Source organism: Streptomyces pseudoechinosporeus, from assembly GCF_054783935.1.
In genome coordinates, this window is the sequence record NZ_BAAGPS010000030.1 from 40,158 (window position 1) to 65,907 (window position 25,750).

The 25,750-nt window shown below is 70.0% G+C and carries 18 protein-coding genes; 7 read left to right on the top strand and 11 right to left on the bottom strand.

The window, feature by feature from the left end; genetic code table 11:
* Positions 1-51: 51 nt before the first annotated feature.
* The 4 genes from dnaG to ACYVO6_RS29205 form a co-directional block, all read right to left on the bottom strand.
* Positions 52-1,956 carry a DNA primase gene (dnaG, locus tag ACYVO6_RS29190; RefSeq protein WP_461066300.1) on the bottom strand — a complete coding sequence of 635 codons (1,905 nt, stop codon included), beginning with the start codon at positions 1,954-1,956 and terminating at the stop codon, positions 52-54.
* Between the two features lie 56 nt (positions 1,957-2,012).
* Positions 2,013-3,278: an NAD(P)/FAD-dependent oxidoreductase gene (locus ACYVO6_RS29195; RefSeq protein WP_461066302.1), complete on the bottom strand. Its 1,266-nt coding sequence runs from the start codon at positions 3,276-3,278 to the stop codon at positions 2,013-2,015.
* Positions 3,279-3,396: 118 nt separating this feature from the next.
* Positions 3,397-4,749 carry a deoxyguanosinetriphosphate triphosphohydrolase gene (locus ACYVO6_RS29200; RefSeq protein WP_461066304.1) on the bottom strand — a complete coding sequence of 451 codons (1,353 nt, stop codon included), beginning with the start codon at positions 4,747-4,749 and terminating at the stop codon, positions 3,397-3,399.
* 228 nt (positions 4,750-4,977) lie between these two features.
* Positions 4,978-5,880 carry a sirohydrochlorin chelatase gene (locus ACYVO6_RS29205; protein WP_461066306.1) on the bottom strand — a complete coding sequence of 301 codons (903 nt, stop codon included), beginning with the start codon at positions 5,878-5,880 and terminating at the stop codon, positions 4,978-4,980.
* A 174-nt stretch (positions 5,881-6,054) separates the two neighbouring features.
* Between ACYVO6_RS29205 and ACYVO6_RS29210 the strand changes: the two genes are divergently transcribed.
* Positions 6,055-6,795 carry a SanA/YdcF family protein gene (locus ACYVO6_RS29210; RefSeq protein ID WP_461066308.1) on the top strand — a complete coding sequence of 247 codons (741 nt, stop codon included), beginning with the start codon at positions 6,055-6,057 and terminating at the stop codon, positions 6,793-6,795.
* Here the strand turns inward: ACYVO6_RS29210 and ACYVO6_RS29215 are convergent, their stop codons facing one another.
* From ACYVO6_RS29215 to ACYVO6_RS29235, 5 genes are all read right to left on the bottom strand, one after another.
* Positions 6,796-7,836, bottom strand: a complete 1,041-nt coding sequence (locus tag ACYVO6_RS29215; protein ID WP_461066482.1) for a fatty acid desaturase family protein — start codon at positions 7,834-7,836, stop codon at positions 6,796-6,798.
* Between the two features lie 181 nt (positions 7,837-8,017).
* Positions 8,018-8,221, bottom strand: coding sequence for a cold-shock protein (locus tag ACYVO6_RS29220; protein WP_033320910.1), 204 nt, complete (start codon positions 8,219-8,221; stop codon positions 8,018-8,020).
* 288 nt (positions 8,222-8,509) lie between these two features.
* A complete protein-coding gene (locus ACYVO6_RS29225) occupies positions 8,510-9,277 on the bottom strand; it encodes an enoyl-CoA hydratase-related protein (protein ID WP_461066310.1) in 768 nt (255 codons plus the stop codon).
* Between the two features lie 33 nt (positions 9,278-9,310).
* The gene (locus tag ACYVO6_RS29230) at positions 9,311-10,600 is read right to left on the bottom strand and encodes a ferredoxin reductase domain-containing protein (RefSeq protein ID WP_461066312.1); all 1,290 of its coding nucleotides are present in this window, start codon (positions 10,598-10,600) and stop codon (positions 9,311-9,313) included.
* A complete protein-coding gene (locus tag ACYVO6_RS29235; RefSeq protein WP_461066314.1) occupies positions 10,600-12,207 on the bottom strand; it encodes an amino acid adenylation domain-containing protein in 1,608 nt (535 codons plus the stop codon). Before ACYVO6_RS29235 ends, ACYVO6_RS29230 begins: the two co-directional genes overlap by 1 nt.
* A 346-nt stretch (positions 12,208-12,553) precedes the next feature.
* Between ACYVO6_RS29235 and ACYVO6_RS29240 the strand changes: the two genes are divergently transcribed.
* Complete coding sequence (locus ACYVO6_RS29240) at positions 12,554-14,800, top strand: molybdopterin oxidoreductase family protein (protein WP_461066316.1); 2,247 nt, start codon at positions 12,554-12,556, stop codon at positions 14,798-14,800.
* An 87-nt stretch (positions 14,801-14,887) separates the two neighbouring features.
* On the opposite strand, the gene ACYVO6_RS29245 is transcribed toward ACYVO6_RS29240, so the two are convergent.
* A complete protein-coding gene (locus tag ACYVO6_RS29245) occupies positions 14,888-17,362 on the bottom strand; it encodes a CBM35 domain-containing protein (RefSeq protein ID WP_461066318.1) in 2,475 nt (824 codons plus the stop codon).
* A 184-nt stretch (positions 17,363-17,546) separates the two neighbouring features.
* On the opposite strand from ACYVO6_RS29245, the gene ACYVO6_RS29250 reads away from it, so the two are divergent.
* The 3 genes from ACYVO6_RS29250 to ACYVO6_RS29260 all read left to right on the top strand — a co-directional run bounded on the left by ACYVO6_RS29250 (position 17,547) and on the right by ACYVO6_RS29260 (position 21,878).
* Complete coding sequence (locus ACYVO6_RS29250; RefSeq protein ID WP_461066320.1) at positions 17,547-18,572, top strand: LacI family DNA-binding transcriptional regulator; 1,026 nt, start codon at positions 17,547-17,549, stop codon at positions 18,570-18,572.
* 63 nt (positions 18,573-18,635) lie between these two features.
* Positions 18,636-20,804: an alpha-galactosidase gene (locus ACYVO6_RS29255; protein ID WP_461066322.1), complete on the top strand. Its 2,169-nt coding sequence runs from the start codon at positions 18,636-18,638 to the stop codon at positions 20,802-20,804.
* A gap of 462 nt (positions 20,805-21,266) precedes the next feature.
* Positions 21,267-21,878: a Uma2 family endonuclease gene (locus ACYVO6_RS29260; RefSeq protein WP_461066324.1), complete on the top strand. Its 612-nt coding sequence runs from the start codon at positions 21,267-21,269 to the stop codon at positions 21,876-21,878.
* Between the two features lie 467 nt (positions 21,879-22,345).
* Here the strand turns inward: ACYVO6_RS29260 and ACYVO6_RS29265 are convergent, their stop codons facing one another.
* A complete protein-coding gene (locus tag ACYVO6_RS29265; protein WP_461066326.1) occupies positions 22,346-22,813 on the bottom strand; it encodes a DUF6069 family protein in 468 nt (155 codons plus the stop codon).
* A 231-nt stretch (positions 22,814-23,044) separates the two neighbouring features.
* Here ACYVO6_RS29265 and ACYVO6_RS29270 point away from each other — a divergent pair, with 231 nt between their 5' ends.
* Both ACYVO6_RS29270 and ACYVO6_RS29275 read left to right on the top strand, forming a co-directional pair.
* Positions 23,045-25,132, top strand: coding sequence for a CdiA C-terminal domain-containing protein (locus tag ACYVO6_RS29270; protein ID WP_461066328.1), 2,088 nt, complete (start codon positions 23,045-23,047; stop codon positions 25,130-25,132).
* Between the two features lie 9 nt (positions 25,133-25,141).
* The gene (locus ACYVO6_RS29275; RefSeq protein WP_461066330.1) at positions 25,142-25,519 is read left to right on the top strand and encodes a hypothetical protein; all 378 of its coding nucleotides are present in this window, start codon (positions 25,142-25,144) and stop codon (positions 25,517-25,519) included.
* Positions 25,520-25,750: the final 231 nt, after the last annotated feature.

The window sequence follows — 25,750 nt, forward strand, 5'->3', positions numbered from 1 at the left end:
GGGTGGTTACCCACACGTACGAGTGGGCTGTAAGCAAGGCACAAGGGCCGGTCAGAGCGCTGCCGCGCCCCGTTCGCGCAAGGCCTGTCCGTACTGCTGGAGCACCCACAACTCGTTCTGCACGGCGGCCAGATGGGCCGGGTCGCCCTGGGCGCTGGCGCGGGCGAGGGTGCCCTGGACCTCGTGGATGCGGCGGTCGACGGCGCGGCGGCGCACCATGACCAGCTGATCGCCCGCGTACAGCTCGTCGACGGTCTTGCGCATGATGGCCTCGACGGCCAGCTCCGTGACCATGGCGCGGACCGCGTTGTCGGGGGCGGCCTCGCGGACCCGGACCAGATACTCCTGGGGGTCCTGGACGCCGTACTCCGCGCCGCCCGCGTCCATGATCGCCTGACGCACGGCCGCGTACGGCGGGGCGGTGAACTCGTCGATCCCGTACGCGTCGAAGGCCGGCGAGACCAATTCGGGGCGCTGAAGGGCGAGCTTGAGCAGCTCGCGCTCGGTGGCGTACACGGGGTTGCGGAGGTTGAGGGCGGGGCCCGAGGGAGCCGCCTGGCGCGGTGCCATGTCGTACTGAGGCTGCCGGCTCGACGTCGGCGCCGGGCCCCTGCCGCCGCGGTCGCGGGCCCAACGGGCGAGCTGGGCCACCCGCTTGACCACGAACTGCGTGTCCAGGATGCCGAGCATGCCCGCGAGCTGTACGGCGACCTCGTGCTGGGCGCCGCTGTTCTTGATGCGGGCCACGATGGGCGCCGCCTCGTCCAGGGCGGCGGCGCGGCCCGCGGGGGTTTCCAGGTCGTAGCGGGAGGCGATCTGGCGGAGCGCGAACTCGAAGAGCGGGGTGCGGGGTTCGACCAGGTCGGCGACCGCCTCGTCGCCCTTGGCGAGGCGCAGGTCGCAGGGGTCCATGCCGTCCGGCGCGATGGCGATGTACGTCTCGGCGGCGAACTTCTGGTCGTCCTCGAAGGCGCGCAGGGCCGCCTTCTGGCCGGCCGCGTCGCCGTCGAAGGTGAAGATGACCCGCGCGCTGCCGTTGTCCATCAGCAGCCGGCGGAGGATCTTGATGTGCTCGCCGCCGAAGGCCGTGCCGCAGGTCGCGATGGCGGTGGTGACGCCGGCGAGGTGGCAGGCCATGACGTCGGTGTAGCCCTCGACCACGACCGCTCGGCTGGTCTTGGCGATGTCCCTCTTGGCGAGATCGATCCCGTACAGCACCTGGGACTTCTTGTAGATCGCCGTGTCGGGGGTGTTGAGGTACTTGGGGCCGTTGTCCGCCTCGTACAGCTTCCGCGCGCCGAAGCCGACGACCTCGCCGCCGATGTCGCGGATCGGCCACATCAGACGGCCGCGGAAGCGGTCGATGGGGCCGCGGCGGCCCTCCTGGGAGAGTCCGGAGAGGAGGAGTTCCTTGTCGGTGAAGCCCTTGCCGCGCAGATAGCGGGTGAGGTGGTCCCAGCCCTGGGGGCTGTAGCCGACGCCGAAGTGGGTGGCGGCGGCCTGGTCGAAGCCGCGCTCGGCGAGGAACTTGCGGCCCGTGTCGGCCTCGGGGCTGGTGTCGAGCTGCTCGATGTAGAACTGGGCGGCGATCTTGTGGGCCTCGACCAGGCGGATGCGCTCGCCGCGCTGGTGGGAGGGGTTGTACCCGCCCTCCTCGTACCGCAGCGTGATGCCCGCCTGGGCGGCCAGGCGTTCGACCGCCTCCGTGAAGGAGAGGTGGTCGATCTTCATCACGAAGGCGATGGTGTCGCCGCCCTCCTGGCAGCCGAAGCAGTGGAAGAGCCCCTTGCTCGGGCTGACCTGGAAGGAGGGCGACTTCTCGTCGTGGAACGGGCACAGGCCCTTGAGGTTGCCCCCGCCCGCACCCCTCAGCTGGAGGTACTCGGACACCACGGCGTCGATCGGAACCGCGTCCCGAACCGCCTTCACGTCCTCGTCGTTGATCCTTCCGGCCACGCGTGAATTCTACGGGGGCGGTGTGACAGTCGAGTACGTCCGTCTACGGCCGACGGTCACGAGACCAGGCTGTCCAGCGGAACGTGCGGGTCCGCCAGTGCCTCCATGTCCACCTGAGCCCTTGACCGGATCAGCTGTTGGATCGGCTCCGTGACGTCCCACACATTCACGTTCATCCCGGCGAGCACCCGGCCCTCCTTCATCCAGAAGGCGATGAACTGCCGCTTGCCCGCGTCTCCCCGGATCACCACTTGGTCGTACGAGCCGGGGGGCGCCCAGCCCGAGTACTCGAGCCCTACGTCGTACTGGTCGGAGAAGAAATAAGGCACCCTGTCGTACGTCAGCTCGCGGCCGAGCATCGACCGGGCCGCCGCGGGGCCGCCGTTGAGGGCGTTGGCCCAGTGCTCGACGCGCAGCCGGGTGTCGAAGAGGGCGTGGTGGAAGGCGGCCACGTCGCCGGCCGCGAAGATGTCGGGGTCCGAGGTGCGCAGCCGTTCGTCGACCGCGATGCCGCCGCCCTGCGCGCGGTCGACCAGGGTGAGGCCCGCGGCTTCGGCGAGGCCCGTGCGCGGGGCGGCGCCGATCGCGGCGAGCACGTCGTGCGCCGGGTGCTCCTCGCCGTCGTCCGTATGGGCCGCCAGGACCATGCCGTCCTCGCCGATGATCTCGGTGAGCCGGGCGCCGAAATGGAAACGGACTCCGCGCTCGGCGTGCAGCTCGGTGAACATCTGGCCGATCTCGGGGCCGAGGACCGCGTGCAGCGGAGTCGGCTCGGGCTCGACGACCGTGACTTCGGCGCCGTACTCGCGGGCCGCCGCCGCGACCTCCAAGCCGATCCAGCCGGCGCCCGCGATGACGAGATGGCCGTTGTCGCGGCCGAGGGCGGCGAGGACGCCCTTGAGGCGCTCGGCGTGGGCGAGGCGGCGCAGATGGTGGACGCCGGCCAGGCCGGTCCCCGGGATGTCCAGGCGGCGGGGCTCGGCGCCGGTCGCGAGCAGCAGCTTGTCGTAGCGCACGAGCGTGCCGTCGTCGCCGAAGTGGACCGTCTTCGCGGCCGGGTCGATCACGTCGACGGTCTGGCCGAGATGCAGCTCGATGTCGTTGCGCGCGTACCAGGCGGGCTCGTGCACGAAGACGCTGTCGCGCTCCTCCTTGCCGAGCAGATAGCCCTTGGACAGCGGGGGGCGCTCGTACGGGTGGTCGCGCTCGTCGCAGATCAGTATCACGCGGCCGGTGAAGCCCTCCGTACGGAGCGTCTCGGCCGCCTTCGCGCCGGCCAGCCCTCCTCCGACGATGACGAATGTCTGATCCGCGTCGACCACTTGATGCCTCCTCGTAAATATGCCGCCACATGTGAGCCTCCCGCACGCGGCGTGGTGCGGGAAGAGGGAGTGGCCCGATCAGGCCACTCAGGGTCACGTTCGTATGCCCGTCTGCCCCTCAGCCGGCCGTCAGCCGCAGGTGCAGCGAGCGAGCCGTGGTGTCCGTCAGGGAGGCGATCTGGTCGATGAGCACTCGTTTTCGGGCTCTGTCGTCCGGAGCCTCGTCGAACAGGGCGCGGAACTGCGGGTCCAGGCCTTCGGGCGCGCGGGCCGTGAGCGCCTCGGCCAGTTCGGCGACCACGATCCGCTGGTCGGCGCGCAGTCGCTCCTGCTCGGCGCGTTGCATGACATACCGGTCGGCGACCGCCTTGAGGACCGCGCACTCCAGGCGGGCGCTCCTCGGTACGACCAGCTCGGCGGCGTACCGCGTGAGCCGTCCCGTGCCGTACGTCGCCCGGGTGGCGCCCTCCGCGGCCAGGCAGAAGCGGCCGATGAGCTGGCTCGTGGCGTCCTTCAGGCGGGCCTGCGCGACGGCCGATCCGTCGTAGCCGTGCGGCCACCACTCCTGGGCGAGGAGTCGGTCGAGGGCCTCGGCGAGCTCGGCGGGGTCGGTGTCGGCGGGCACGTACCGGCCGATCGCCACCGCGAAGACCGACTGCCGCTCGGGCTTCGCGTACAGGCAGCCGGGGTCGATATGGCCCGCGTGCAGTCCGTCCTCGACGTCGTGCACGGAGTACGCCACGTCGTCGGACCAGTCCATGACCTGGGCCTCGAAGCAGGTGCGGTGGTCGGGGGCGCCCTTGCGGACCCAGTCGAAGACCGGCCGGTCGTCGTCGTAGACCCCGAACTTGGGTGAGGCGGGGTCGGTGGGGTGGGCGCCGCGCGGCCAGGGGTACTTGGTGGCGGCGTCGAGGGCCGCGCGGGTGAGATTGAGGCCGACGCTGACGAGGTCGCCTGTGTCTGGGGTTCTTACGAAGCGCTTGGGCTCGATGCGCGTCAGCAGTCGCAGTGACTGGGCGTTGCCCTCGAAGCCGCCGCAGTCCTGCGCGAACTCGTTCAGGGCCTGTTCGCCGTTGTGCCCGAAGGGCGGGTGGCCCAGGTCGTGCGAGAGGCAGGCCGCCTCGACGAGGTCCGGGTCGCAGCCGAGGGCGGCGCCCAGCTCGCGGCCGACCTGGGCGCACTCCAGGGAGTGGGTCAGTCGCGTACGGGGGCTGGCGTCCCAGGCCTCGGTGGGGGGCCCCCCGCTCGAGCGAAGCCGAGAGTGGGGGAGGGTGCCGGGCGTGACCACCTGGGTCTTGCCCGCGAGGCGGCGCAGTGCGGCGGAGTGCAGCACGCGGGCGCGGTCGCGCTGGAAGGCGGTGCGGCCGGGGCGCTTGTCGGGCTCGGCGGCCCAGCGGTCGACTGACGTCGGGTCGTAGCCGGAGGGTGGGAGGTGGTTCTCGTACGGCTGGGCGGGTGCGGTGCCTTCCATGTCTCGACATTAAGCGTCGGCAGTGACAAATGGGCGCTGCCGGGCGCGGGGCGCCTACTCATCTGCCGGGTTCTGATCGCTTGCGAGTGCGGGTCGTACGTGGCTTGTCGCGCCCACGCGGCGGAGCCGCACATTGTCACAGCCCCGCGCCCCTATAGGGGCGCTCCTGTCGCCCGGAGTATTCAGGCTGACGCCAGTACGGGTGCCGCGGCGGCCCGTAGCAGACCCTCAGGCCGAGGCCAGTCGGCGCTCCGGGGCGGCTGCGGGGGCGGCGACGGCCTGGTCGTAGCGGTGCAGGACCAGGTGGGCCATCGCCGGGTGGGCGCCCAGCGGGGCTGCGGCTATCCAGGGGGCCGCTTCGGCGCACTCGGTGGAGAAGCGGCCGGGGGCGGTGAAGTACGAGGCTACGGCGATGCGGTGGCGGCCTCGGGCGGCGAGTGCTCGTACGGCGTGCGGGACGGTGGGTGCGGCGGCGGAGGCGTACGCGGGTACGACCGGGACGCCGAGTCGCTCGGCGAGGAGCCCCGCGGTGCGGCGGGTGTCGACGGCCGCGTCGGGGTCCCTGGAACCGGCGGCGGCCAGCACGACCCCGCTCGCGCGGCGCTCCGCGTCGCCCTGGGGCGCACGCCAGCCGGCTTCGACGAGCCGCTCGTACAGCGTCTCCACGAGCAGCGGGTGCGGGCCGAGCGGTGCGGCCACGCGCGTGCGTGCCTGTGCCTCGGCCGCCGCTTCGGGGATGTCCTGCTTGACGTGGTAGCCGCGGCTGAGCAGCAGCGGTACGAGGACCGCGTCACCGGTGCCGAGGGAGGCGAGCGTGTCGGGCAGCAGGGGCTCGTTCAGCTCGATGTGGCCAAGGTGCACGGGCAGTGAGGGGCGCAGCTCGCGGACCTTCTCGATGAGGGCACGGATGGTGCTCAGGGCCCGGGGGTCACGGCTGCCGTGGCCCACGAGGACGAGCGCGGGTGGCGCACTGCGCCGCGTCCCATCGGGCGAGACAAGGCTGAGCTGACTGCCGAGCTGGCTGGTGATCCGGTTCATGAGTTGCGCCGTACTGTCGAGGTGAGCGCTCCGGAGGTGCTGGCCACCGGGGCGCGTGGTGGACTCGTCGCGAGGAGGGTTCGACGCCGTCATGAACTGATGGTGACGGTACGACGTTGCCGCCCCGTTGCGCGGGAATGACGGGTGTTTTCCGGGGGTTCACGGCGAGGGGCGGGAGGTCGTGAGGTGGTCCGGGAGCCGGAGGGGAACCGGATCACCCTTCCCCGCGTTCCCTTCAACGAGGCCACTGACCTGGGAGGATACCGGATGCGCCACCTGAAGCTGGGTCGGCTGCGGCTGCTTCGACCGCGGCTGCTGCGCCTCCTCCCCCTGCTGAGACCGCGGCTGCCGCGCACCCGTACCGGGCAGCGGCGGGCCGTACAGGCGGTGATGCTCGGGTGCGTCCTGGCACTGCTCCCCTCGACGTGGCTGTTCCTGGCGGCGGACGACCGGCTGCGGACCACACGGGACGTGCCGCGGACCGAGGTGGCGATGGTCTTCGGAGCCGGACTGCGCGGCGAGGAGCCCTCCCCGTACCTCGCCCACCGCCTGGACGCGGCGGCCGAGCTGTACCGCTCGGGCCGTATCGAGGTCGTCCTGGTCACCGGCGACAACAGCCGCGAGGACTACGACGAACCGGACACCATGCGCACCTACCTCACCGAACGCGGCGTCCCGGACCGCCGCATCGTCAGCGACTACGCCGGCTTCGACACCTGGGACTCCTGCGTCCGCGCCAAGAAGATCTTCGGCGTCGACGAGGCCGTACTCATCAGCCAGGGCTTCCACATCCGCCGAGCGGTCGCCCTGTGCCAGGAGGCGGGCGTCACGTCGTACGGCGTCCCGGCACAAGGCGACCGGAAGAACGCGACCTGGTACTACGGCACCGTCCGGGAGCTCTTCGCGGCGAGCAAGGCGGCAACGGAGGCGCTGTTCGAGCCCGATCCTCGGTTCCTGGGGCCTAAGGAACCGGGGGTGTCACGGGCACTGGCGACGACGAGGTCGTGATCAGTACTCCAGCTCGGGGCGCAGAGGGCCACCGACCGAGTGGAGGTGCCGCAGCACTTGGGCGTAGGAGTCGATGAGTCCGGTCTCGTGGTAGGCGATGTCGTGCCGGGCACAGAACGTGCGCACGAGTTCTTGGGCATGGCGCAGGCTGGGCCGCGGCATGGAGGGGAACAGGTGGTGTTCGATCTGGTAGTTCAGCCCGCCGAGCGCGAGGTCGGTGAGCCATCGGCCGCGGATGTTGCGTGAGGTCAGTACCTGCCGGCGCAGGAAGTCGATCTTGTCGTCCTTGGCGAACATGGGCATGCCCTTGTGGTTGGGGGCGAACGCGCACCCCATGTACAGCCCGAACAGCCCTTGGTGCACGGCGATGAAGCACACGGCCTGCAGGGGAGGCAGCACCCAGAACACGGCGGTGAGATAGCCGACGAGGTGCGCCGTCAGCAGGCCCGCCTCGGCGATCTTGGTCGTCCGCGAGTCACGGGTACCGCTGCGGTCGAGCATCGCCTTTACCCCGGCGACGTGCAGGGCGAGTCCTTCCAGGAGCAGCATCGGGAAGAACAGCCAGGCCTGGTGGCGGCCCAGCCAGGCGTACGCTCCGCTGCGGACGCGGGCCTGGTCCTCGGTGAAGGCGATCGCGCCGTCGGCGATGTCCGGGTCGCGGTCGACGTGGTTGGGGTGGGAGTGGTGCCGGTTGTGCTTGGAGATCCACCAGCCGTAGCTGAGACCGATCAGCAGGTCGGCGTGCACGCGGCCCAGCAGGTTGTTGACGCGCTTGGAGCCGGAGATCTGGTGATGGCCGGCATCGTGCCCGATGAACCCGGTCTGGGTGAACATCACCGCGAGGAAGGCGGCGGTCAGCAGCTGCCACCACGACGATCCGATCAGGGCGAACGCGGTCCAACCGGCGGCCAGCAGAAGCAGGTTCGCCCCGATCTTGACGGAGTAGTAGCCCGGGCGCCGCTTCAGCAGCCCACGCTGCTTCACCTCGCGGGACAGCGCGGCGTAGTCACTGCCCCGGCTGCTGGGCGGGGGTTTTGTCATCTCGGCGTGCTGGGCCGCCGGATCTGTGCCCCGGTTGATGATTTCAGTGGTCACGGTTTTCCTTTCGGGATGGACGGGCCGATTCCGCCGGCGCGGGGGCAGGGTGCCGGACGCGGGAAGCCCGTATGGAAACAGCGCGAGGCAGGCCCGCACGTGCGGGCCTGCTTCGGCGAGGGTGTCCTCAGAGCGCGCGAACCTGGTCGGCCTGCATTCCCTTGGGGCCCTGGCTGGCGGTGAACTCCACCCGCTGGTTCTCCTCCAGGGAGCGGAAACCACCCGTGTCGATCGCCGAGTGGTGAACGAAGAGGTCGGCGCCGCCGTCATCTGGGGCGATGAAGCCGAAACCCTTGTCCGGGTTGAACCACTTCACGGTTCCTTGAGCCATGTGATGTCTCCTTCGAGATGTCGAGATGACGAGTAGTGCGGAATGCGCGCGCTCGCGCGATCCCGGGCTGCTGGTCGTCCGCCGTCGAAGAAAACCCCCGAAACGGCAAAGCGCCCGCTGTCAGAACTCCGCGGGCGCTCACACGTTCGCAAACTTCAACTACAACCACTGCCTAGAACGTCCGGAGGGCCGGGAACGTTCCCTGCCCCGTGGACTCTCCGGTGAGAGCAGGGGCGGCGGAGCGGGAGAACCCGCCCGCCGCCCACGCTCAACCGTCCGCAGCCGTTGTCAGCGCCCCTTGAAAACAGGCGCCCTCTTCTCCAGGAACGCGCTCATCCCCTCCCTCTGATCCTCCGTCGCGAACAGAGCGTGGAACACGCGCCGCTCGAAGAGGAGCCCGTCGCGCAGGCCGGTTTCCAGGGCGCGGTCGACCGACTCACGGGCCGCCGTGACGGCGGGGCGGCCGTAGGAGGCGATGGCTTCGGCAGCTTCCGTCGCCTCGGGGAGGACGCGGTCGTCGGGTACGACCCGCGACACGAGGCCCGAGGTCTCCGCCTCGCGGGCGTCCATCGTGCGGCCCGTGAGGATCAGGTCCAGGGCCTTGGCGCGGCCGACCAGGCGGGTCAGCCGCTGGGTGCCGCCGATACCGGGGATCACGCCGAGCTTGATCTCCGGCTGGCCGAATACCGCCGACTCGCCCGCGATGATCAGGTCGCACATCATCGCGAGTTCGCAACCGCCGCCCAGCGCATAGCCGTTGACGGCCGCGATCTTCGGCGTACGGAATCCGGCGAACTCCTCCCAGGCCGCGAAGTAGTCCTCCGCGGCCATGTCCACGGCCGACTTCCCGGCCATCTCCTTGATGTCGGCACCGGCCGCGAAGACCTTCTCCGAACCGGTGACGACGAAGCAGCCGACGTCCGGGTCACGGTCCAACGGGCGTAGTGCGTCGAGGAGTTCGGCCAGCAGCTCGCTGCTGAGGGCGTTCAGGACGTGGGGCCGGTGGAGTCGTACGGTGACGACGCGGTCATGGCGTTCGATCTTGAGGGTGTTCATCGACTCTCCCTCTCTCCTTCTCCGGATGGTCGGTTACGAGTCCCAGATCGCGCCGTACGCGGGAATCCCGCGCCGCTCGAGACCGTGCACGACCTGCCAGGTCAGCTTCTTGTTGGAGATGCAGATGACGGCTTCGGCACCGAAGTCGCGGTACGCGGTGTACGCGAGCCGCACCATGTCCGGTTTGCCGTGCTGCGAGGTGTCCCAGACCAGTGCGTGCGGCTGGACGGCGAGGATCTCGTCGACCAGTTCGTCGCCATAGGTCCTGCGGGGATCGCGCGTCGCCCACACGAGCCGTGAGGGCACCTCGGCGGCCAGCAGATGCGGCAGGCAGGGACCGATACCGCTGCCGGTGGCGACGTAGATCACCTTGCTGAACAGGGTCTCGATATTGGCGACCCCGGCCGTGGTGATGCCCTTGACCCAGACCTTCGGCGGCGCGTCGTCGATGAACGAGCCCGTCCAGTCGCCCGCGCGGGAGATGGTCAGCCGGAAGCCGGGCAGGCCGGGTGAGGGCACGTTGGCGAAGGAGTGCCACTCCTTGAGCGGGCTGCGGCTGATGGCGGTGGAGGAGCCCGCGAAGGGGGTCACACCGTGGTCGAAACGGGCCAACGCGACGTGCGAGGACGGCCGTTCGATCCGTACGTTCACCTTGCGCAGCCGCAGCCAGGGCAGGGCGACGCTGAAGGTGACCACGGCCAGCACCCCGAAGGCGGCCGGGCCCTGGGCGCCCAGCAGCGTGTGCGTCCAGAACAGTGCGAGCGCCGCCCAGCCGCCGAAGCGGTGGATCTTCTCGAAGTGGTCGTGGAAGCGGGAGCGGAAGGGCGGCAGGGCGGTGGCGACGATGCCGACGAGCAGTGCGACAAGTACCCAACTCACCGTGATGAGCGGCGCGTTGGCGCCGTCGACGGTCACCACGACCGCCCCCGCGAGGAACCACACCGCTCCCGCCAGCGCCCCGCCCACGTGCAGTCCGCCGAAGTGGTACACCTTCCCGAGCGTCCACCGCACCTTCAACGGCCAGCTCGTCGGCGCCCAGGTCGCCAGCCGGAAGAAGAGGTTGATGACGTACTGCTGGCGTACGACCACGGCGAGCGCGAGGTTCGCGAGGGACGCGTAGCCGATGGTTTCGGCGCTCGGGGTCCAACTCGCCGCCAAAAAGGCGAGGTTGGCGAACAGCACCAGGGCCGCCAGGCGGTTGTAGTGCATCAGGCGGGGGTGCTTGAGGAGGCGACGGGGTGCGGAGGTGAGTGGAGGGAGTTCGGCGATGTCTGCGGGAGCGGACGACGTCTCAGCGGACGAGGTCTCAACGGACGACGTCATCAGGCCGCCCCCTCTCGCACCGCCGACACAGGCAGCCGGGGTGCCCCCTCGCCCCGAACCGTCGCCGCCTGCACGGCCTCCCGCTCGGCCTCCCGCTCCGCCGCCAGCCGCAGCAGCGCCGACCGGTCGACCTTGCCCCGGTCCGTCTCCGGCAGCGCGGCCACCGGGAGGACCGTGGCCGGCACGCAGTAGTACGGCAGCGCGTCGGCCACCGCGCGCCGGGCCGTGTCCGGGTCGACGTCTGCCGGGCAGACGAAGGAGACCAGGCTGCGGGCGTCCCGCTTGAGCGTGACGGCGCGGGAGCAGCCCGCCACCGACTCCAGCACCGAGGAGACGGAGTCGAGTTCGACACGGAAGCCGCGGACCTTGACCTGGTCGTCGGTACGGCCGAGGTGCTCGAGTTCGCCGTCGGGCGTCCAGCGGCCGAGGTCGCGGGTACGGAACATCCGGCGTCCGCCGCCGAGGAAGAGGTCGGGGGCGTACCGCTCGGCGTTCAGCGCCTCGTTGTTCAGGTAGCCCGCCGAGACACAGTCGCCGCCGGCCCACATCTCGCCGACCTCCCCGATGGGCAGCGCACGCCGGTGCTCGTCGAGGACGTACACCGTGTTGTTGGGGGTGGGGCGGCCGATCGTGAGCAGCGGGTCGTCCACGGAGTGGCGGCGCATCGTGTTGACGATCGTCGTCTCCGTGGGCCCGCAGGAGTTGTGGAACGCGGACCGCCGGGCCCAGGCGTCCGCGAGCGGTCGCGGGCACGGCTCCCCCGCGACCGCCACCGTCCGGACATGGGGGCAGCCCGCCGGGTCGATGCCGGACAGCACCGTCGGCGTCGCGATCAGCACGTCGGCCGTACGGGCCGCCGCCGCGACGTCCTTGCCGCGGACGACGAGCGTGCCGCCGTGGGCGAGGCAGCCGAGGATCTCCCAGGCGGCCATGTCGAAGGCGATGTTGAGGAGCTGGGCGACCCGGTCGCCGGGACGGATGCCGAGGTCGCCGGGCTCGGTGAGGAGGATGTTCGCGACGTTGCGGTGGGTGACCTTCACGCCGTTGGGCTTGCCGGTCGTGCCGGAGGTGAACAGGACGTAGCACCCGTCGTCGGGGCGTACGGGCCGCTCGAGCCGGAGCGGCCCTTCCAGGGGAAGGTCATCGTCGTCCAGCGTGATCAGCCGGTGTCCGGATTCAGGCAGAGGCACCCGCAGCGTGTGCTCCGACTGAGTGAGGACGACCCGCGTTCCGGCGGTACGGATGACGTGCCGTAACTGGGCGGTGGGGGTGAGGCCGATGTCCTGCGGGACGTACGCGGCACCGGCCTTCAGCGTGCCGAGCAGCCCGACGAGCATCGGGATGGAGCGGCGTACGAAGAGGCCGACGTGATCGCCGGGCCGTACGCCCTCCCGTACGAGTCTGGCCGCGAGCCGGTCGGCACGCCGGTTCAGCTCGCCATATGTGATCGTCGCGCCCTGGTGCTCGGCGGCGACGGCGCCCGGCGTGGTGGCGGCCCGCCGTTCGACGGCGTGGTGGACGAGGGGGTCGGGGACAGGGACTGCTGGACCTTGGCCGAACTGCCAGAACAGGGCCCTGTCTTGGGGGGACAGATGGCTCAGGGGCATGCTTCACAGACCTCCTGGCTGTGTGGGGAAAAGATGCCTCGGGCGACTGAACGCTTACTTTGCGTCGAAATGTCGAACACCGTGCGGAGGTGCAGCGCCGCCCCGCCTGTGCGCGGTAGCGGCCCCCATAGCTTTAACGTTCAATGTGGTCCGCGTCACTGGCAAAACCAGTCACATGACTGGACTGACAGCACATCGACAGCTTCCGTACAGGAAGACGACAGGAACCTCACGCGCGGCGCTTCCGGCCCCTCACGCCGCCGGAGCCCCCGCGGGGAGGTCCCCGTGCCTGCCGTGTAACGGGACGCGTTGCGGTGCGTAACACGTCCGACGCACGCTGGACGGTATGCAGACCTCCGTGACGCCCACCCACTGCCCGTACTGCGCCCTGCAGTGCGGAATGAATCTCACGCCCGAGCAGGACGGGGGCGTCGCGGTGGTCGAGCGGCCGGACTTCCCGGTGAACCGCGGCGCGCTGTGCGGCAAGGGCCGTACCGCGCCCGCGGTGCTGGCATCGAACATCCGCCTGACGTCCCCGCTCGTCCGGAACGACGGTGTCCTGGAGCCCGCCACCTGGGAAGAAGCGCTCGGCCGGATCGCCGACGCGCTGTCCCGCACGCGTACGGAGCATGGCCCGGACGCGTGCGGGGTCTTCGGCGGCGGCGGGCTGACCAACGAGAAGGCGTACACGCTCGGGAAGTTCGCCCGCGTCGTGCTCGGCACCTCGCAGATCGACTACAACGGACGCTTCTGCATGTCGTCCGCGGCGGCCGGCGGGATCAAGGCCTTCGGCCTGGACCGGGGGCTGCCGTTCCCGCTGGAGGACATCCCGAAGACCGGCTGCGTCATCCTCGTAGGCTCGAACCTCGCCGAGACGATGCCGCCCGCGCTGCGCTATCTCACCGAGCTCAAGGCGAACGGCGGCAAGCTGATCGTCATCGACCCGCGCCGCACCCGCACCGCCGAGCAGGCGGACCTGCACCTCGCCCCCCGCCCCGGTACGGATCTCGCCCTGGCGCTCGGCCTGCTGCACCTGGTCGTGGCGGAGGGGCGGACGGACGAGGCGTACATCCAGGAGCGTACGAGCGGCTGGGAGGAGGCGCGGGCCGCGGCGATGGCGCACTGGCCGGAGTTGGTGGAGCGGATCACGGGCGTGTCCGTGCCCCAACTCCGGGAGACGGTACGGCTGTTCTGCGAGCCGGAGTCCGCGATGGTGCTCACCGCGCGCGGGCCCGAGCAGCAGTCGAAGGGTACGGACACGGTGGGCGCGTGGATCAACCTGTGCCTGGCGACGGGCCGCGCCGGGCGTCCGCTGTCCGGCTACGGCTGTCTGACCGGGCAGGGCAACGGGCAGGGCGGCCGTGAACACGGCCAGAAGGCCGACCAGTTGCCCGGCTACCGCAAGCTCGACGACCCCGCGGCCCGCCGCCACGTGGCCGAGGTCTGGGGCGTGGACCCGGACTCACTGCCGGGCCCGGGCCGCAGCGCGTACGAGCTCCTTGACGCCCTCGGTACGGACATCCGCGCACTGCTGCTGATGGCCTCGAACCCCGTGGTGTCGGCCCCGCGCGCCGCCCACATCGAGGACCGCATCAAGTCGCTGGACTTCCTGGCGGTTGCGGACGTGGTCCTCTCCGAGACGGCGGCCCTGGCGGACGTGGTCCTCCCCGTCACCCAGTGGGCGGAGGAAACGGGCACGCTGACGAACCTGGAGGGCCGCGTCCTGCTCCGCCGCCGGGCGATCACTCCACCAGAGGGCGTACGCAGCGACCTGGAGGTCATGCACGAACTGGCCGCCCGCCTGGGCGTGGAGAAGGGCTTCCCCACGGACCCGGAGGAGATCTTCGAGGAGCTGCGCCGGGCGAGCGCGGGCGGTCCCGCCGACTACTCAGGGATCACGTACCGCCGGCTCATCGAGGAGAACGGAGTCTTCTGGCCGTGCCCGGCACCCGACCCCGCGGAGAACGCCGAGGGCTCGGAGGACTGCGAGGACTCCGCGCTCGACGTGCTGCCGGACGACCCTGCGGGCGACGCCGAGCCAATGGCCCCGGCCGCCGCCGCGCCGGACGCCCGGCCGGGCGAAGCCACGGCCGTCGCCGCGTCGGGCGACCACCCCGGCACCCCCCGCCTCTTCCTCGACCGTTTCGCCACCCCCGACGGCCGTGCCCGGTTCGTCGCCGTGACCCATCGGCCGCTCGCCGAGGAGCCCGACGCCGAGTACCCGGTGCTGCTGACCACCGGGCGGGTCGTGGCCCAGTACCAGTCCGGCGCCCAGACGCGTCGCGTGGACGAGCTGAACGCCGCCGCCCCCGGCCCCTTCGTGGAACTGCACCCGAGGCTCGCCGAGCGGCTCGGCGCCAAGGAGGGCGACCCCCTGGCCGTCGTCTCCCGGCGCGGACGCGCGACCGCACCCGCGCGGATCACCACCTCCATCCGCCCCGACACCGTCTTCATGCCCTTCCACTGGCCGGGCGAGGGCCGGGCCAACACACTGACCAACCCGGCCCTCGACCCGACCTCCCGCATGCCGGAGTTCAAGGCGTGCGCGGTACGCGTGGAGCGGGCCGACCGCTCCGCGGAAGGGGCGGTTTAAAGCTGCGGGTGCATCGTGGCTGGTCGCGCAGTTCCCCGCGCCCCTAAGAGGCCTGCGGCCTCCTTAGGGGCGCGGGTACCGCACCAACTAGCCCAGTACCGGCGACAGTTCCACCTTGTCGATGTTCGGCGCCCAAGCCGACGCGTTGGCGAACGTGACCGTGTTCATGCCCTTCGTCAGATCGACCGGGACGCCGAGCGTCCAGTAGTCGTTCCAGCCCCAGGTGTTCTTGAAGGTCACCTTCCGGGTCGTGCCGCCGACCGTGATGTCCGCCGTGCGGGACACGATGTCGGTGTTGTACGAGTGGCCGTTGTCGCGGCGGTCGTTGTTGGCGTACGAGACGACCAGCATGTAGCGGCCCGCCTTGGGTGCGTCGACCTTGAACTGGGCCGTACTGGCGGCCGAGTTGCCGAGCCAGCCGATGTACGAGCCCGCCGAGGCGTAGGCCGAGGACTCCAGCCGTGCTCCCCCGGCCAGGGTCGCGTCGGCGCCCTCGTACGCGAGCGTCCCCGAGGACGAGCCCGCCCCCGACACGTCCAGCGAGCGCAGTCCGACGCCCGAACCGGTCGCCGTCACACGGTTGTTGCCCGCGACCAGGTACAGCCGGAGCGCCTTGCCGGGCGGTGCCGTCACCGTCTGCCCGTGCAGGGACAGCTTCACGGCCGCCGAGGCCCGCGAGGTCAGCGTGTAGTAGCCGTCACGCGGCGCGTACACGTCGTAGACCGCCTTGTCGCCGGAGCCGAGCCGCAGGGTTCCCGTCCCGGTGCCGGCCGAACTCCCGTAGTCGTACGCCGGCTTGCCCGACACGTCCGCGAGCGTCGCCTCGTACTGCGCCAAAGGCGTGGTGCTCGCCGTCAGGTCGACGCGGTCCAGCGTCACCTCCGTGCTGTCCTTGGCCAGCGTCAGCGTGTGGCTGCCCGCCGTGAGGGAGACGGGGACCGTCTTCAGGCCCCGGTACGTCCAGTTCTCCGTCGAGGGGTACGTCACTGTCGTGGCGGCGGCGCCGTCCACCAGGAGCTTCTGCGTGGCGGGCGTCCCGCTCTGGTTGCCGTACAGGATCCCCAGGTCGTACGTCCCCGTGCGCGGCACCGAGACCGTGAAGTCCACCTTGCTGGACGCGGTGTTGAGCGAGCCGACGTCCTTGGTGCCGGAGGCGGCGTACCCGTTGGCGTTGGACACCGTGCCCTGGGTGTAGACCTGCCCGCCGGTGATCGCCGCGTCCTCCGCCTCGTACGACGCCGACCAGGGGACGGACGGCGTGGCGGGCGTGCCGGAGCCGGCCGGGGTGAGGACGACGCGGTACGCCGACATCTTCCGCATGCCGGTGAGCGGGACGGTGACCGTGCCGTCGGAGGCCACGTTCAGCTTCACGCGCTTGAGCACCTGAGGCGCCGGGTGCGCGCCCTCGTACCCGGACCAGGCCGCCTCCGCCACGGTCGCGGTGACCGAGGACCCGAAGACCTTGCGGTCGACGCTCTTGACGACGACGTCCGCGTCGCCCGCCGCGCCGCCGAGCACCACCTGCGCCTGCCGGCGGGTCTTGTCGTACGAGGCGAGGCCCTGGAGCGTGTCGATGGTGTTGGCCTGCGGCGGGGTCACCTTGACGGTGTTGCCGGTCAGGCCCGCGTACCAGCGGAAGAGCCACCAGCCGCCGTTGGGGATGTTCGTACGCACGACATTGCCGTCCATGTTGCCGGCGGCGTCCCAGTAGGCCTGGTTGGCGTACACCTTGTTCCGCTCGAACATCGACACCCACTGCACGAGCTGCCCCGGCACGGACAGATCGCGGCGGTTGGCGTACTCATCGATGTTGATCTTCAGTGGTGCGATGCCCAGCCCGCGCTCGATCGAACGGTAGTTGTCGTAGTGCCCCTGGAAGTCCCGCAGCGAGCCGGAGCCGAGCTCGTGCCAGGTCATGATCTGGGGCAGGACGTTCTCCCGCTTGGCGAAGGTGAGGAAGTCGGTCAGCAGGCGGGTGTGGTACGCGGCTTCGTTCGGGCCGGCGATCCTGGCGTCGGGGTCGATCGCGCGGATTCGCTGGTACACCGTCTTCCAGTCCTGGAAGAACCGGTCGCGGTTCTTCTCGTACGTCGCCTGATCGGAGACGCCGAGGTTGTACCAGATCTGGTCGGGCTCGTTGAACGGGATGTAGACGAAGCGGTCGCTGTTCGGGGCGGCCGACACCTCCTTGACGATCTTGTCGACCTTGGGGAGGTAGTCGTCGATGCCGAGGTCCTCGTACGGCCACTTGGCGTAGACGTCCTGCATCATCACGTTGATCTCGCCGCCGCCGTTGCGGAAGAACGACTTGGAGACGGTGATCGCGTCGCCGTTGGGGTGCTGGGCACCGCCCTCCGGCTTCTGCGAGATGCTGGTGATCTTCAGGGGCTCCAGTGCGGCATCGCTGGGTACGCCGTCGTCACTGAGCCCGTACAGCGCGCCGTTCGCGCCGCGCATCACCGGCCCCTCGGAGGCGGCGAGGTCGACGGAGAGGCGGGCCGCCGCCGCGCGTTCCGCTCCTTGGGCCGTGGACATCTGGGCCGCGGATATGGCCCCTCCCATCAGTGCGAGCGTGAGGACCGCTGTGGTCCATCGTCTGGTGCGTGTTCGTCTGGTGCGCGTTCTCTGAGTCATTCACCGGCTCCTGGACTCTTGTGTGAACGGTCACATCAGCGCATGATTCTCCCGCCCCGGTAACATCTGTCAACACCTGTTGCAGCATTGAATTCACGGAGTGACCGCTCACATGAGGAGCCTGCAGGAGCCGACCATCCGGGACGTCGCCCGCGCGGCCGGCGTCTCCCACCAGACCGTCTCGCGCGTCATCAACGGCAACGAACGCGTCGCCGAAGCCACCCGCCGACGGGTGCAGACCGCGATAGGCGAACTCGGCTACCGGCCCAACCGGGCCGCGCGCGAACTCGCCGGCAAGGCGGTCCGCTCGCTGACCGTGCTCACCTCCGACACCTCCCTGTACGGCAACGCGGCGGCGCTGCGCGGCATCGAGGAGGCCGCGCGCACGGCGGGGTTCGCGGTCTCGATCAGCGTGCTCGACCGGCACGCGGCCCTGGACGCCGAGGAGTTGCGGGCCCGGCTGGTACGCCCGGGCGAGCCCGTGATCGTGATCGCCTTCGACGCAGCGGGCGTCCGGGCGCTGGAGCTGCTGCCCACGGACGTACCGGTGACGGCGCTGGTCGAGCGGCCACCGGGCGACGACCCGGACCCCCGGCACGTATGGCTCGACGACCGCCTCGCCGCCACCCGCGCCACCCGCCATCTGCTCGGCCTCGGCCATCCGACCGTGCACTGCCTCGCGCTCCCGTCGTCCACGGCACACACCGCACAGCGGACGGAGGGCTGGCTGGACGCCTTGCAGGAAGCGGGAGTTGACGCCCCCGCGCCGGTCGAGGGCGGCTGGACGCCGCGCTCCGGTCACCTGGCGGCGCGGGCGCTGCTGGAACGCCACCCCGACGCCACCGCCGTACTGTGCGGCAACGACGACCTGGCGCTCGGGATGCTGCGGGCGGCGCGGGAGGCGGGGCGCCGGGTGCCGGACGAGCTGAGTGTCGTGGGCTTCGACGACACGCCCGCGTCCGCGTATCTCGCTCCGGCGTTGACCACGGTGCGGCTGGACTTCGAGGGGCTCGGGCGTACGTGCTTCGGCTTGCTGCATCGTCTGCTGGATCCGTCGGCTCCGGGGCAGGAGCCCTGTGCGGAGCCGGAGTTGATCGTGCGGGAGAGTTCGGGGCCCGGTGGCAGGGGTAACGGTTGACTTGTTGACTTTGGGATCACGGCATCAGGGCATGAGTCATCAGGGCTATCGCGGGGGGATTGGGTGACGCAGGACCACGGCAACGGCGTACGGCACTATCGCTGGGGGCATTCGGAGCTCGCTGTCGACTTCGATTTCGGCGGGGTCGGCGGGGCAGATGAGACCGGCGGGCCCAGCGGGGCCGCTTGGGCCGCCGGTGTCGGCGGGGATTCGCCTCGGCTGCTCCGGGTGGGGCGGCCGGGCGATCCGGAGCCGAAGAATGAGGATGCCGAGGTCCGTGCCGCGTTGCCGCTGGTCGACCTGGTGCTGGCCGGTGAGGGCACGGGGTTCTCGGGGCCGCGGTTCACGGGGACGGCGCTCGGGCCGCGGCTGAAGTACCGGGCGCACGACGCCACGTACGACGACGGCTGGCACCGCCTGACCATCGAACTCCACGATCCGGCAAGCGAGTTGGTGGTCATCGCCGAGTACGCCTCGCCCGACGGGGTGCCGGTGCTGCGCTCCCGGGTACGGCTCCGCAACGACGGCTCCGCGCCGGTGACCGTGCGCTCGGTCAGCAGTCTGCTGCTGGGCGCCCTGCCCTCCCCCGACGACCTGCTCGTGTTCCGCGCGCGCAACGACTGGCTCGCCGAATGCCGTTGGTACGCCGAGCCGCTGAGGGCGTCCGTGCCCGACATCGGCCGGGATGTCCACGAGCACGACAGCCGGGCCGCGGCGCGCCTCGCCGGGCGGGGCAGCTGGCCCACCGACGGACACCTGGCGATGGGCGCTCTCAACCACCGTACGGACGAACGCAGTTGGCTGTGGCAGATCGAGTCCGCGGCGAGCTGGTCCTGGGAGGCGGGGGAAGCCGGCGGGCACACGTATCTGACGCTCGGCGGGCCGACCTCGGACGAGCACGGCTGGCGTGAAGTCCTGGAGCCGGGCGGGGAGTTCGGCAGCGAGTGGGCGGCGCTGGCCCTCGGCACCTGCTTCGACGGAGCGCTGGCCGCGCTGACGACGTACCGCCGTCTCGTCCGCCGCCCGCACCCCGACCACGAACGGCTCCCCGTCATCTTCAACGACTACATGAACACGTTGATGGGCGACCCGACCACCGAGAAGCTCCTGCCGCTGATCGACGCGGCGGCCTCAGCCGGGGCGGAGTACTTCTGTATCGACACCGGCTGGTACGACGACGACGCGGCGGGCTGGTGGGACAGCGTCGGCGCCTGGCTGCCGTCCTCCGGGCGCTTCCCTGGCGGAGGGCTCGGGGCGGTGCTCGACCGTATCCGCTCACGCGGGATGGTGCCGGGGCTGTGGCTGGAGCCGGAGGTCGTGGGCGTCCGCAGCACCGTCGCGCGCGAGCTGCCGGATGCCGCCTTCCTGCGCCACGAGGGCGGTATCCGGGTCACCGAACAGGGCCGCCACCAGCTGGACCTGACGCATCCGGCGGCTCGGGCCCACCTCGACGAGGCGGTGGACCGGATCGTGGGTGAGTGGGGTGTGGGCTATCTGAAGCTGGACTACAACATCACCACGTCCGTACCGGGGTTGCTCTCGCATACGCGGGCATGGCTGTCCTGGCTGTCGTCGGTCCTGGACCGCCACCCCTCGCTGGTGATCGAGAACTGCGGGTCCGGCGGCATGCGCATGGACGGCGCTTCCCTGGCCGTCGCTCAGGTGCAGTCCACGTCCGACCAGCAGGATCCGCTCCGCTATCCCCCGATCGCTGCCGCGGCGCCGACGGCTGTGCCGCCGGAGCAGGGGGCGGTGTGGGCGTATCCGCAGGCCGAGTTCTCGGATGCCGAGATCAACTTCACGCTGGGTACGGCGTTGCTGGGGCGGGTTCATCTGTCCGGGCATCTTGATCGGATGTCGGCGGGGCAGCTGTCGCTGGTACGGGACGCTGTGGCGACGTACAAGTCGATCCGGGGTGATCTGCGGGCGGGGGTGCCGTTCTGGCCGCTCGGGTTGCCGGGGTGGACGGATGAGTGGGTGGCGTTGGGGGTGCGGGTGCCGGGGGCGGGGGTGACGTATCTGTCGGTGTGGCGTCGGGGTGGCGAGGTCGCCGAACGGGCGTTGGCTTTGCCGCACTTGGCTGGGCGCGACGGCGTGCTGGTAGACGTCCTGCATCCGGCGGCGTCGGCCGGTACGGCGGAGTGGGATGGGGAGGCGGGGGCGCTGCGGGTGGTGTTGCCGGTGGCTCCGGGGGCGCTGTTGGTCCGGGTTGCTTCCGCCGATTGTTCGTAAGCTGCGGGTTTGTGGGTGGCTGGTCGCGCCGTTCCCCGCGCCCCTTGGGGTCCGGTGGGTGGGTGCGGGGCCGTGGGCCGGTGCGTCAGCCCGTCGCAGGCCGGGCGTACGGCCCTTTGCTGGTACAGGGTGCGGGTTTCCTGAGACCGAACCTACGCGACGGGCATACGACGCACCGGCCCACGGCCCCTCCCGCCGGTGGCAGGCTGCGGGCACGTGGTGGCTGGTGAGCATGAGGGCGGGCGGCTCCGGGAGCGCCCCTTCAGGGGCGCGGGGAACTGCGCGACCAGCCACGACGCACCCGCAGCCGCGACACGACGTGTCACCCCCACCCCCTTGCGGGGGGCCTGGGGGCGCAGCCCCCAGTTTCGGGAAGGGGCGGGGCTGGGGACCGGAACGGGACGCAGTGTCTGCGGCCTGCCTACGATGATGCTCTCGACACCAGCCCACGGGAGGCACGTGATGTCCGCAGCATCCGTCGAGCGGCCCCATGAGCACCGCCCTCTGACCGCGGAGGCCAACCGGCTCATGGACCGCAATCCGGGCTACCGCGTCGAGATCATCGGAGGCCAGATCCTCGTGAGCCCGCCACCGGACGGCCCGCACGCCGTAGCCCTGACCGATCTCATGTTGCCCTTCCTGACCGCCGGTCTCCACGGGACGGAGTCGAGGGTGGTACAGGGAATCGGCCTGTGGCTGCCGACCGGTACCGAGGACTACGCGATCCCCGATCTCTCTCTGGTGGACGCCGACTTCCAGGACCATTACGTCGAGAACAACTGTTACGACCCCGTCTGCTTCCGCCTGGTCCTGGAGGTCACCTCCAGTAACTACCGAACCGACCTGCGCGACAAGGTGAAGGCCTACGCAAGCGCGAAGGTCCCGGTCTACGTGATCGTCGACCGCAAGCACCAGCGCCTTCACGTGCTGACCGAGCCCGCCGGGGACGAGTACGAGAACCACCGCCCGCACTCCCCCGGCGAGGTCGTCACCCTGCCGGAGGAAGTCGGCGCCGAAGTCATCCTCAACGTCGAGCAGATCCTGAAGGCCGGTCGCCGGTCAGCCGAAGGCTGATCAACAGTGCGGTAATTGGCTTCAGGAAGCTCGATGATGCTGAGTGATGATCTGGTCGTAACCTCATGAGCCGCCTGTCGTTGTACCTGACGTACCCGCCGCGTGCTCGAAATGCGCGCGGTCCCCGCCACCGGCGCTGCGGTTCTGCCGTGGTGACCGGTCCAGCGTCCGGTGGGGCGGCAATCCCAGGGTGTGTCCGGCCCGAGCGGGTCGGACACAGTCCAGATGCCGGCGATGCGTCACAGCCAGTGACGCCGCATGCGGGCTCTGCCCCAGGATCGGCCCGGATCAGTCCGTGCTCGTCACCGCTTCCACCCCTCGGGGCCACGCGCTGACCCAGGATCCTCAAGAGTTCCAGAGACGCTGATTGACCGCGTCCATGTGGGCCTCTACCCCCACCCACCCGTAGTCGCACCCTCGGCTGATACCGAGGGTGCGACTACGGGTGGGTGGGGGTACCCGCTTCGTCACCGGCGGTGCTGGGCGAGTCGCCGGGCCAGTACGGGAATGATCACGGCGGCGGCGACCACGTGGGACACGGCCAGGACGATCTGGGTGGACGTGGCAGTGTGCGGGGCGGCGGCCGGGCCAGCCATGGAAAGCGCGGTGAGTGCGACGGTGATCACCACGAAGGTACGGGCGGGCCGCTTGGCCCAGCGGGCGAGAACCACCGCGAGAACGATCCCGGCGATCGACCAGAACACCACGCCTCCGGCAAAGCCGCCCACCGGAATCTCCGCGGCCTCCTTGGCCCCGGGACTGGCCGCGTCCATCGGTACGCCGACGCCGCGGGCGATCAGCGCGAACACCTCGGTCACGACGGCACCAGTGAGGGTGGCCAGGACACCGACCAGCCATACGGGGCGCGTGGCGAGGGACAGGGTCGAGGAGGGGGACTGGGCGATGGTCTGGGTCTGGGGCGTGGTCACGGTCATGGCTCTGGCTCCTGTTTGTTGTACGGGGGTTGGTGCCTTTCGTAGATGTAGACCGAGGGGCGCGACAGAACTGAGCGGTGGCTGGACGACTTTTTAGGCGTGAGTGAACTCGGGCCGATGGGCTCTTGCTCCTGCCTTGTTGATCCCCCTAACCTCATGCGTTCTGTCGATTACGCCTGACCAGCGGGGGCTTGTGTGTCGTTAGTCATGGTTGCCGCTGCTTTGTACGGGGTGTTGCAGCTTGCGGTGCTGGCCTCGCCGGTGCGGTCACTACGACTGTCGACACTGCTGCTGACCGTCGCGGTCGGCGCGTACGGCAGCGGAGTGGTCGCCGCTCTCATTGAACTCGGATACGCCCACGCCGCCGTGTCACACGCCGGACAGCCACTGCGCGAGGCGATGGGACAGGGCGCCTACACCTTGGTGCCGGTCGTCGAGGAACTTGCCAAGTTGGCCCCGCTGTTGCTGGCCGGACTGAGCCTCAAGATCCGCTACCAGTTGGGTCTTGCCGACTACGTCGTCCTCGGAGCAGCGACAGGCGCCGGACTGGGACTGTTCGAGGTGATGCTCTCCCACCTCCTGGATGCCCAGCGAGCGACCTCGCTGCCGGACGGCGGATGGATGCTCTCCGGCGGCATCGGCCTGGGTGGAGCCACGTATATCCCCGACTGGTCAACGGTGTTGACCACATGGCTCCCGGCCTCGCTGGGCAGTCTGGACCTGAGCTTCACCCAGGCCAGTCTGGGCACCAGCCTCCACCTCGCCTGGGGTGCCGTCGGCGCGCTGGGTGCCGGGCTGCTGATGCGAGGTAAGAGCTGGCGCCGCCTGTTGGGCCTCCTGCCCATCACCTACGCGATCGGCCACCACGCGCTGGTCAACTACAACGGACAACGTGACCGTCACCCGTCCGACTGGGCAGACTCCCTGCTCGGGACGGCCGACGACATGGTGGGCTACGCGCCACTGATCTGCCTGGTCATCGCCATGGCCGTCGACTACCGCCAACTGCGGCGCAGCAAGCAGGCCATGCCCGGAGTGCTCCTGGACGCCGAGCGAGCCGGTGCCACGGGCATGACGGCACTGACAGGGTTCGGCATGTGGTGCGTGCCCTGGACGGCACTGATCGCGCTCCGCTTCGCCCGCCTGCGCAGAGCTCTCCTCTACGCCGCCGGACGCACCCGCCCGGAACGGCTCGAGGCCCTCCACCAGGCGGTCATGGACACCGCGGGTCGCATGGACGCCGCCAGCCACGAGAGCGCCTGGAACGCAGGCCGAATACGCGCTCACTTCAAGGCTGCCCGCTCCAGGCACCCTTGGCGCCGCCGCTGGCCGTTCCTGCTGATTTCTCTCCTGTTGATGCTGCCGTCCTTGATCTTTCTGGGCCTCGGCTCGTTCACCGCGACCAAGGACCTCCAGGAGCGCTTCACCACCGGCAACGGCCCTCGCCTCCTGATGTGGTTCGGCATCGCCGCGCTGGCCTGGACCCTCTTCCAGCTCGTACTCCTGCTGCGCGCATGGCGCACCACCGCCGAGCAACCCTTGGCCGAACCCCAAACCGTTCTGCGGCTACGCGTCGTCACCGCACTCGGCGCCTCGCTCACCATCAGCCTGCTGCTCATCAGCCACTACCGCGGTACCCCCCTCGACGACGAGGCCACCGACTCTCTGGCGATGCTCCTCGCCGCACTGGAGAACCTCGAACTGTATGCGGGCATCGCGCTCACGATCCTGGCTCTCGCAGCCCTGATCATGTTGTTCCCGCCCGGCGGCCTCGCACTTGCCGGAGGCGGCGTCCTCGCGGGAGCGGCCACCGTACAAGCGGCCCAGGCTGCCGCCCTGGGCACGGCAGGCATCGCCCTCATGGTGCAAGGCTCCCAAGGCGGCGGAGAGGGCGGGAACTCGTCTCAGCCACGCAAAGTGGAGGGTTCGCCGCAAAAGGGGCGTGGCTCTATCGATGAGTCCGAGAAGTCGTTCAGCCCAAAGGAGCGGAGGATAGCTGAACACCTTCAATCGGAGGGCAAGAACGTGAAAGCACTCAGGGAGTCGACGACTGAGGGGCAGAAGACGCCGGATTCACTCGTGGACGGGGTGCCCACAGAATTCAAGACCCTGCAACCCGACGCTTCGCCGAACTCGGTCAAGAACACTCTCAACACGGCAAAGAAGCAAGCGCAGAATGCCGTGGTCGATGCACGAGGCAGCGGCCTCGGAGAGAGCGGCGCGCAGGAGGGATTGGTCAAGTTCCTTCGCAACAACCCGCCGGACCGCATGAAATCCATCAGAATCATCGGTGATGATTACATCATCCGCTGGCCTTAGAGGTGTCACATGAGTCAATACCACTACATCTTCATTCATCCCGGAACCCCCCGGGAGCAGTTGTTGGCTGACATCTCCTTCGCCTGCGGTGTCCAACTCACTCCCATCAACTCCGAATACATCGACTACGCCGCCAACCTGGGACAGGCTGCCGTAGAAGTGGAGCTCTCACACGAGTACGAAGAAGATTACGGAATCCCTTTCGAGCGATACGAATCGCTCTTCACCATCCGGGATTTCGGTTCCGACCTTGCCCGCCAGGAAGCCCTGGCCCGAGAAATCTTTGGGCGTCTCGCTTCCTTGGGCAGGTACTCACTCATGCTCGTCCTGGACCTGCAGCAGCTCATCGAAACTGCTGCCCCCCGCGATATGGGGCCGGCAAGGTAGCGGGTCATGGTCTGAACCCTTCTGCGAGGCGTGGACCAGCCGCACCGAGAGGCCGCAGGACACTGCAGCTCATGGTGCGGCTGCACTTGCTTTCATGCCAGCCGACCCGAGAGGCGAGCTCACGCGCTGCCAGCCCGCAGGGCTTCGGCGTAGTCGCGTGACGCCCGTTTCGTGATCATCCGAGGCCGAGGAGTGCGAGGGCGCGGCGCGGGTCGCAGCCGGCCTCCGCCG

What these genes read in the sequence shown, in the direction of transcription:
- ACYVO6_RS29245 (WP_461066318.1), bottom strand. Translation starts at nt 17,362, where the DNA reads ATGGGAGGGGCCATATCCGCGGCCCAGATGTCCACGGCCCAAGGAGCG.
- ACYVO6_RS29210 (WP_461066308.1), top strand. Translation starts at nt 6,055, where the DNA reads ATGCGCCACCTGAAGCTGGGTCGGCTGCGGCTGCTTCGACCGCGGCTG.
- ACYVO6_RS29250 (WP_461066320.1), top strand. Translation starts at nt 17,547, where the DNA reads ATGAGGAGCCTGCAGGAGCCGACCATCCGGGACGTCGCCCGCGCGGCC.
- ACYVO6_RS29215 (WP_461066482.1), bottom strand. Translation starts at nt 7,836, where the DNA reads ATGACAAAACCCCCGCCCAGCAGCCGGGGCAGTGACTACGCCGCGCTG.
- ACYVO6_RS29230 (WP_461066312.1), bottom strand. Translation starts at nt 10,600, where the DNA reads ATGACGTCGTCCGTTGAGACCTCGTCCGCTGAGACGTCGTCCGCTCCC.
- ACYVO6_RS29260 (WP_461066324.1), top strand. Translation starts at nt 21,267, where the DNA reads ATGTCCGCAGCATCCGTCGAGCGGCCCCATGAGCACCGCCCTCTGACC.
- ACYVO6_RS29225 (WP_461066310.1), bottom strand. Translation starts at nt 9,277, where the DNA reads ATGAACACCCTCAAGATCGAACGCCATGACCGCGTCGTCACCGTACGA.
- ACYVO6_RS29265 (WP_461066326.1), bottom strand. Translation starts at nt 22,813, where the DNA reads ATGACCGTGACCACGCCCCAGACCCAGACCATCGCCCAGTCCCCCTCC.
- ACYVO6_RS29235 (WP_461066314.1), bottom strand. Translation starts at nt 12,207, where the DNA reads ATGCCCCTGAGCCATCTGTCCCCCCAAGACAGGGCCCTGTTCTGGCAG.
- ACYVO6_RS29200 (WP_461066304.1), bottom strand. Translation starts at nt 4,749, where the DNA reads ATGGAAGGCACCGCACCCGCCCAGCCGTACGAGAACCACCTCCCACCC.
- ACYVO6_RS29205 (WP_461066306.1), bottom strand. Translation starts at nt 5,880, where the DNA reads ATGACGGCGTCGAACCCTCCTCGCGACGAGTCCACCACGCGCCCCGGT.
- ACYVO6_RS29220 (WP_033320910.1), bottom strand. Translation starts at nt 8,221, where the DNA reads ATGGCTCAAGGAACCGTGAAGTGGTTCAACCCGGACAAGGGTTTCGGC.
- ACYVO6_RS29240 (WP_461066316.1), top strand. Translation starts at nt 12,554, where the DNA reads ATGCAGACCTCCGTGACGCCCACCCACTGCCCGTACTGCGCCCTGCAG.
- ACYVO6_RS29275 (WP_461066330.1), top strand. Translation starts at nt 25,142, where the DNA reads ATGAGTCAATACCACTACATCTTCATTCATCCCGGAACCCCCCGGGAG.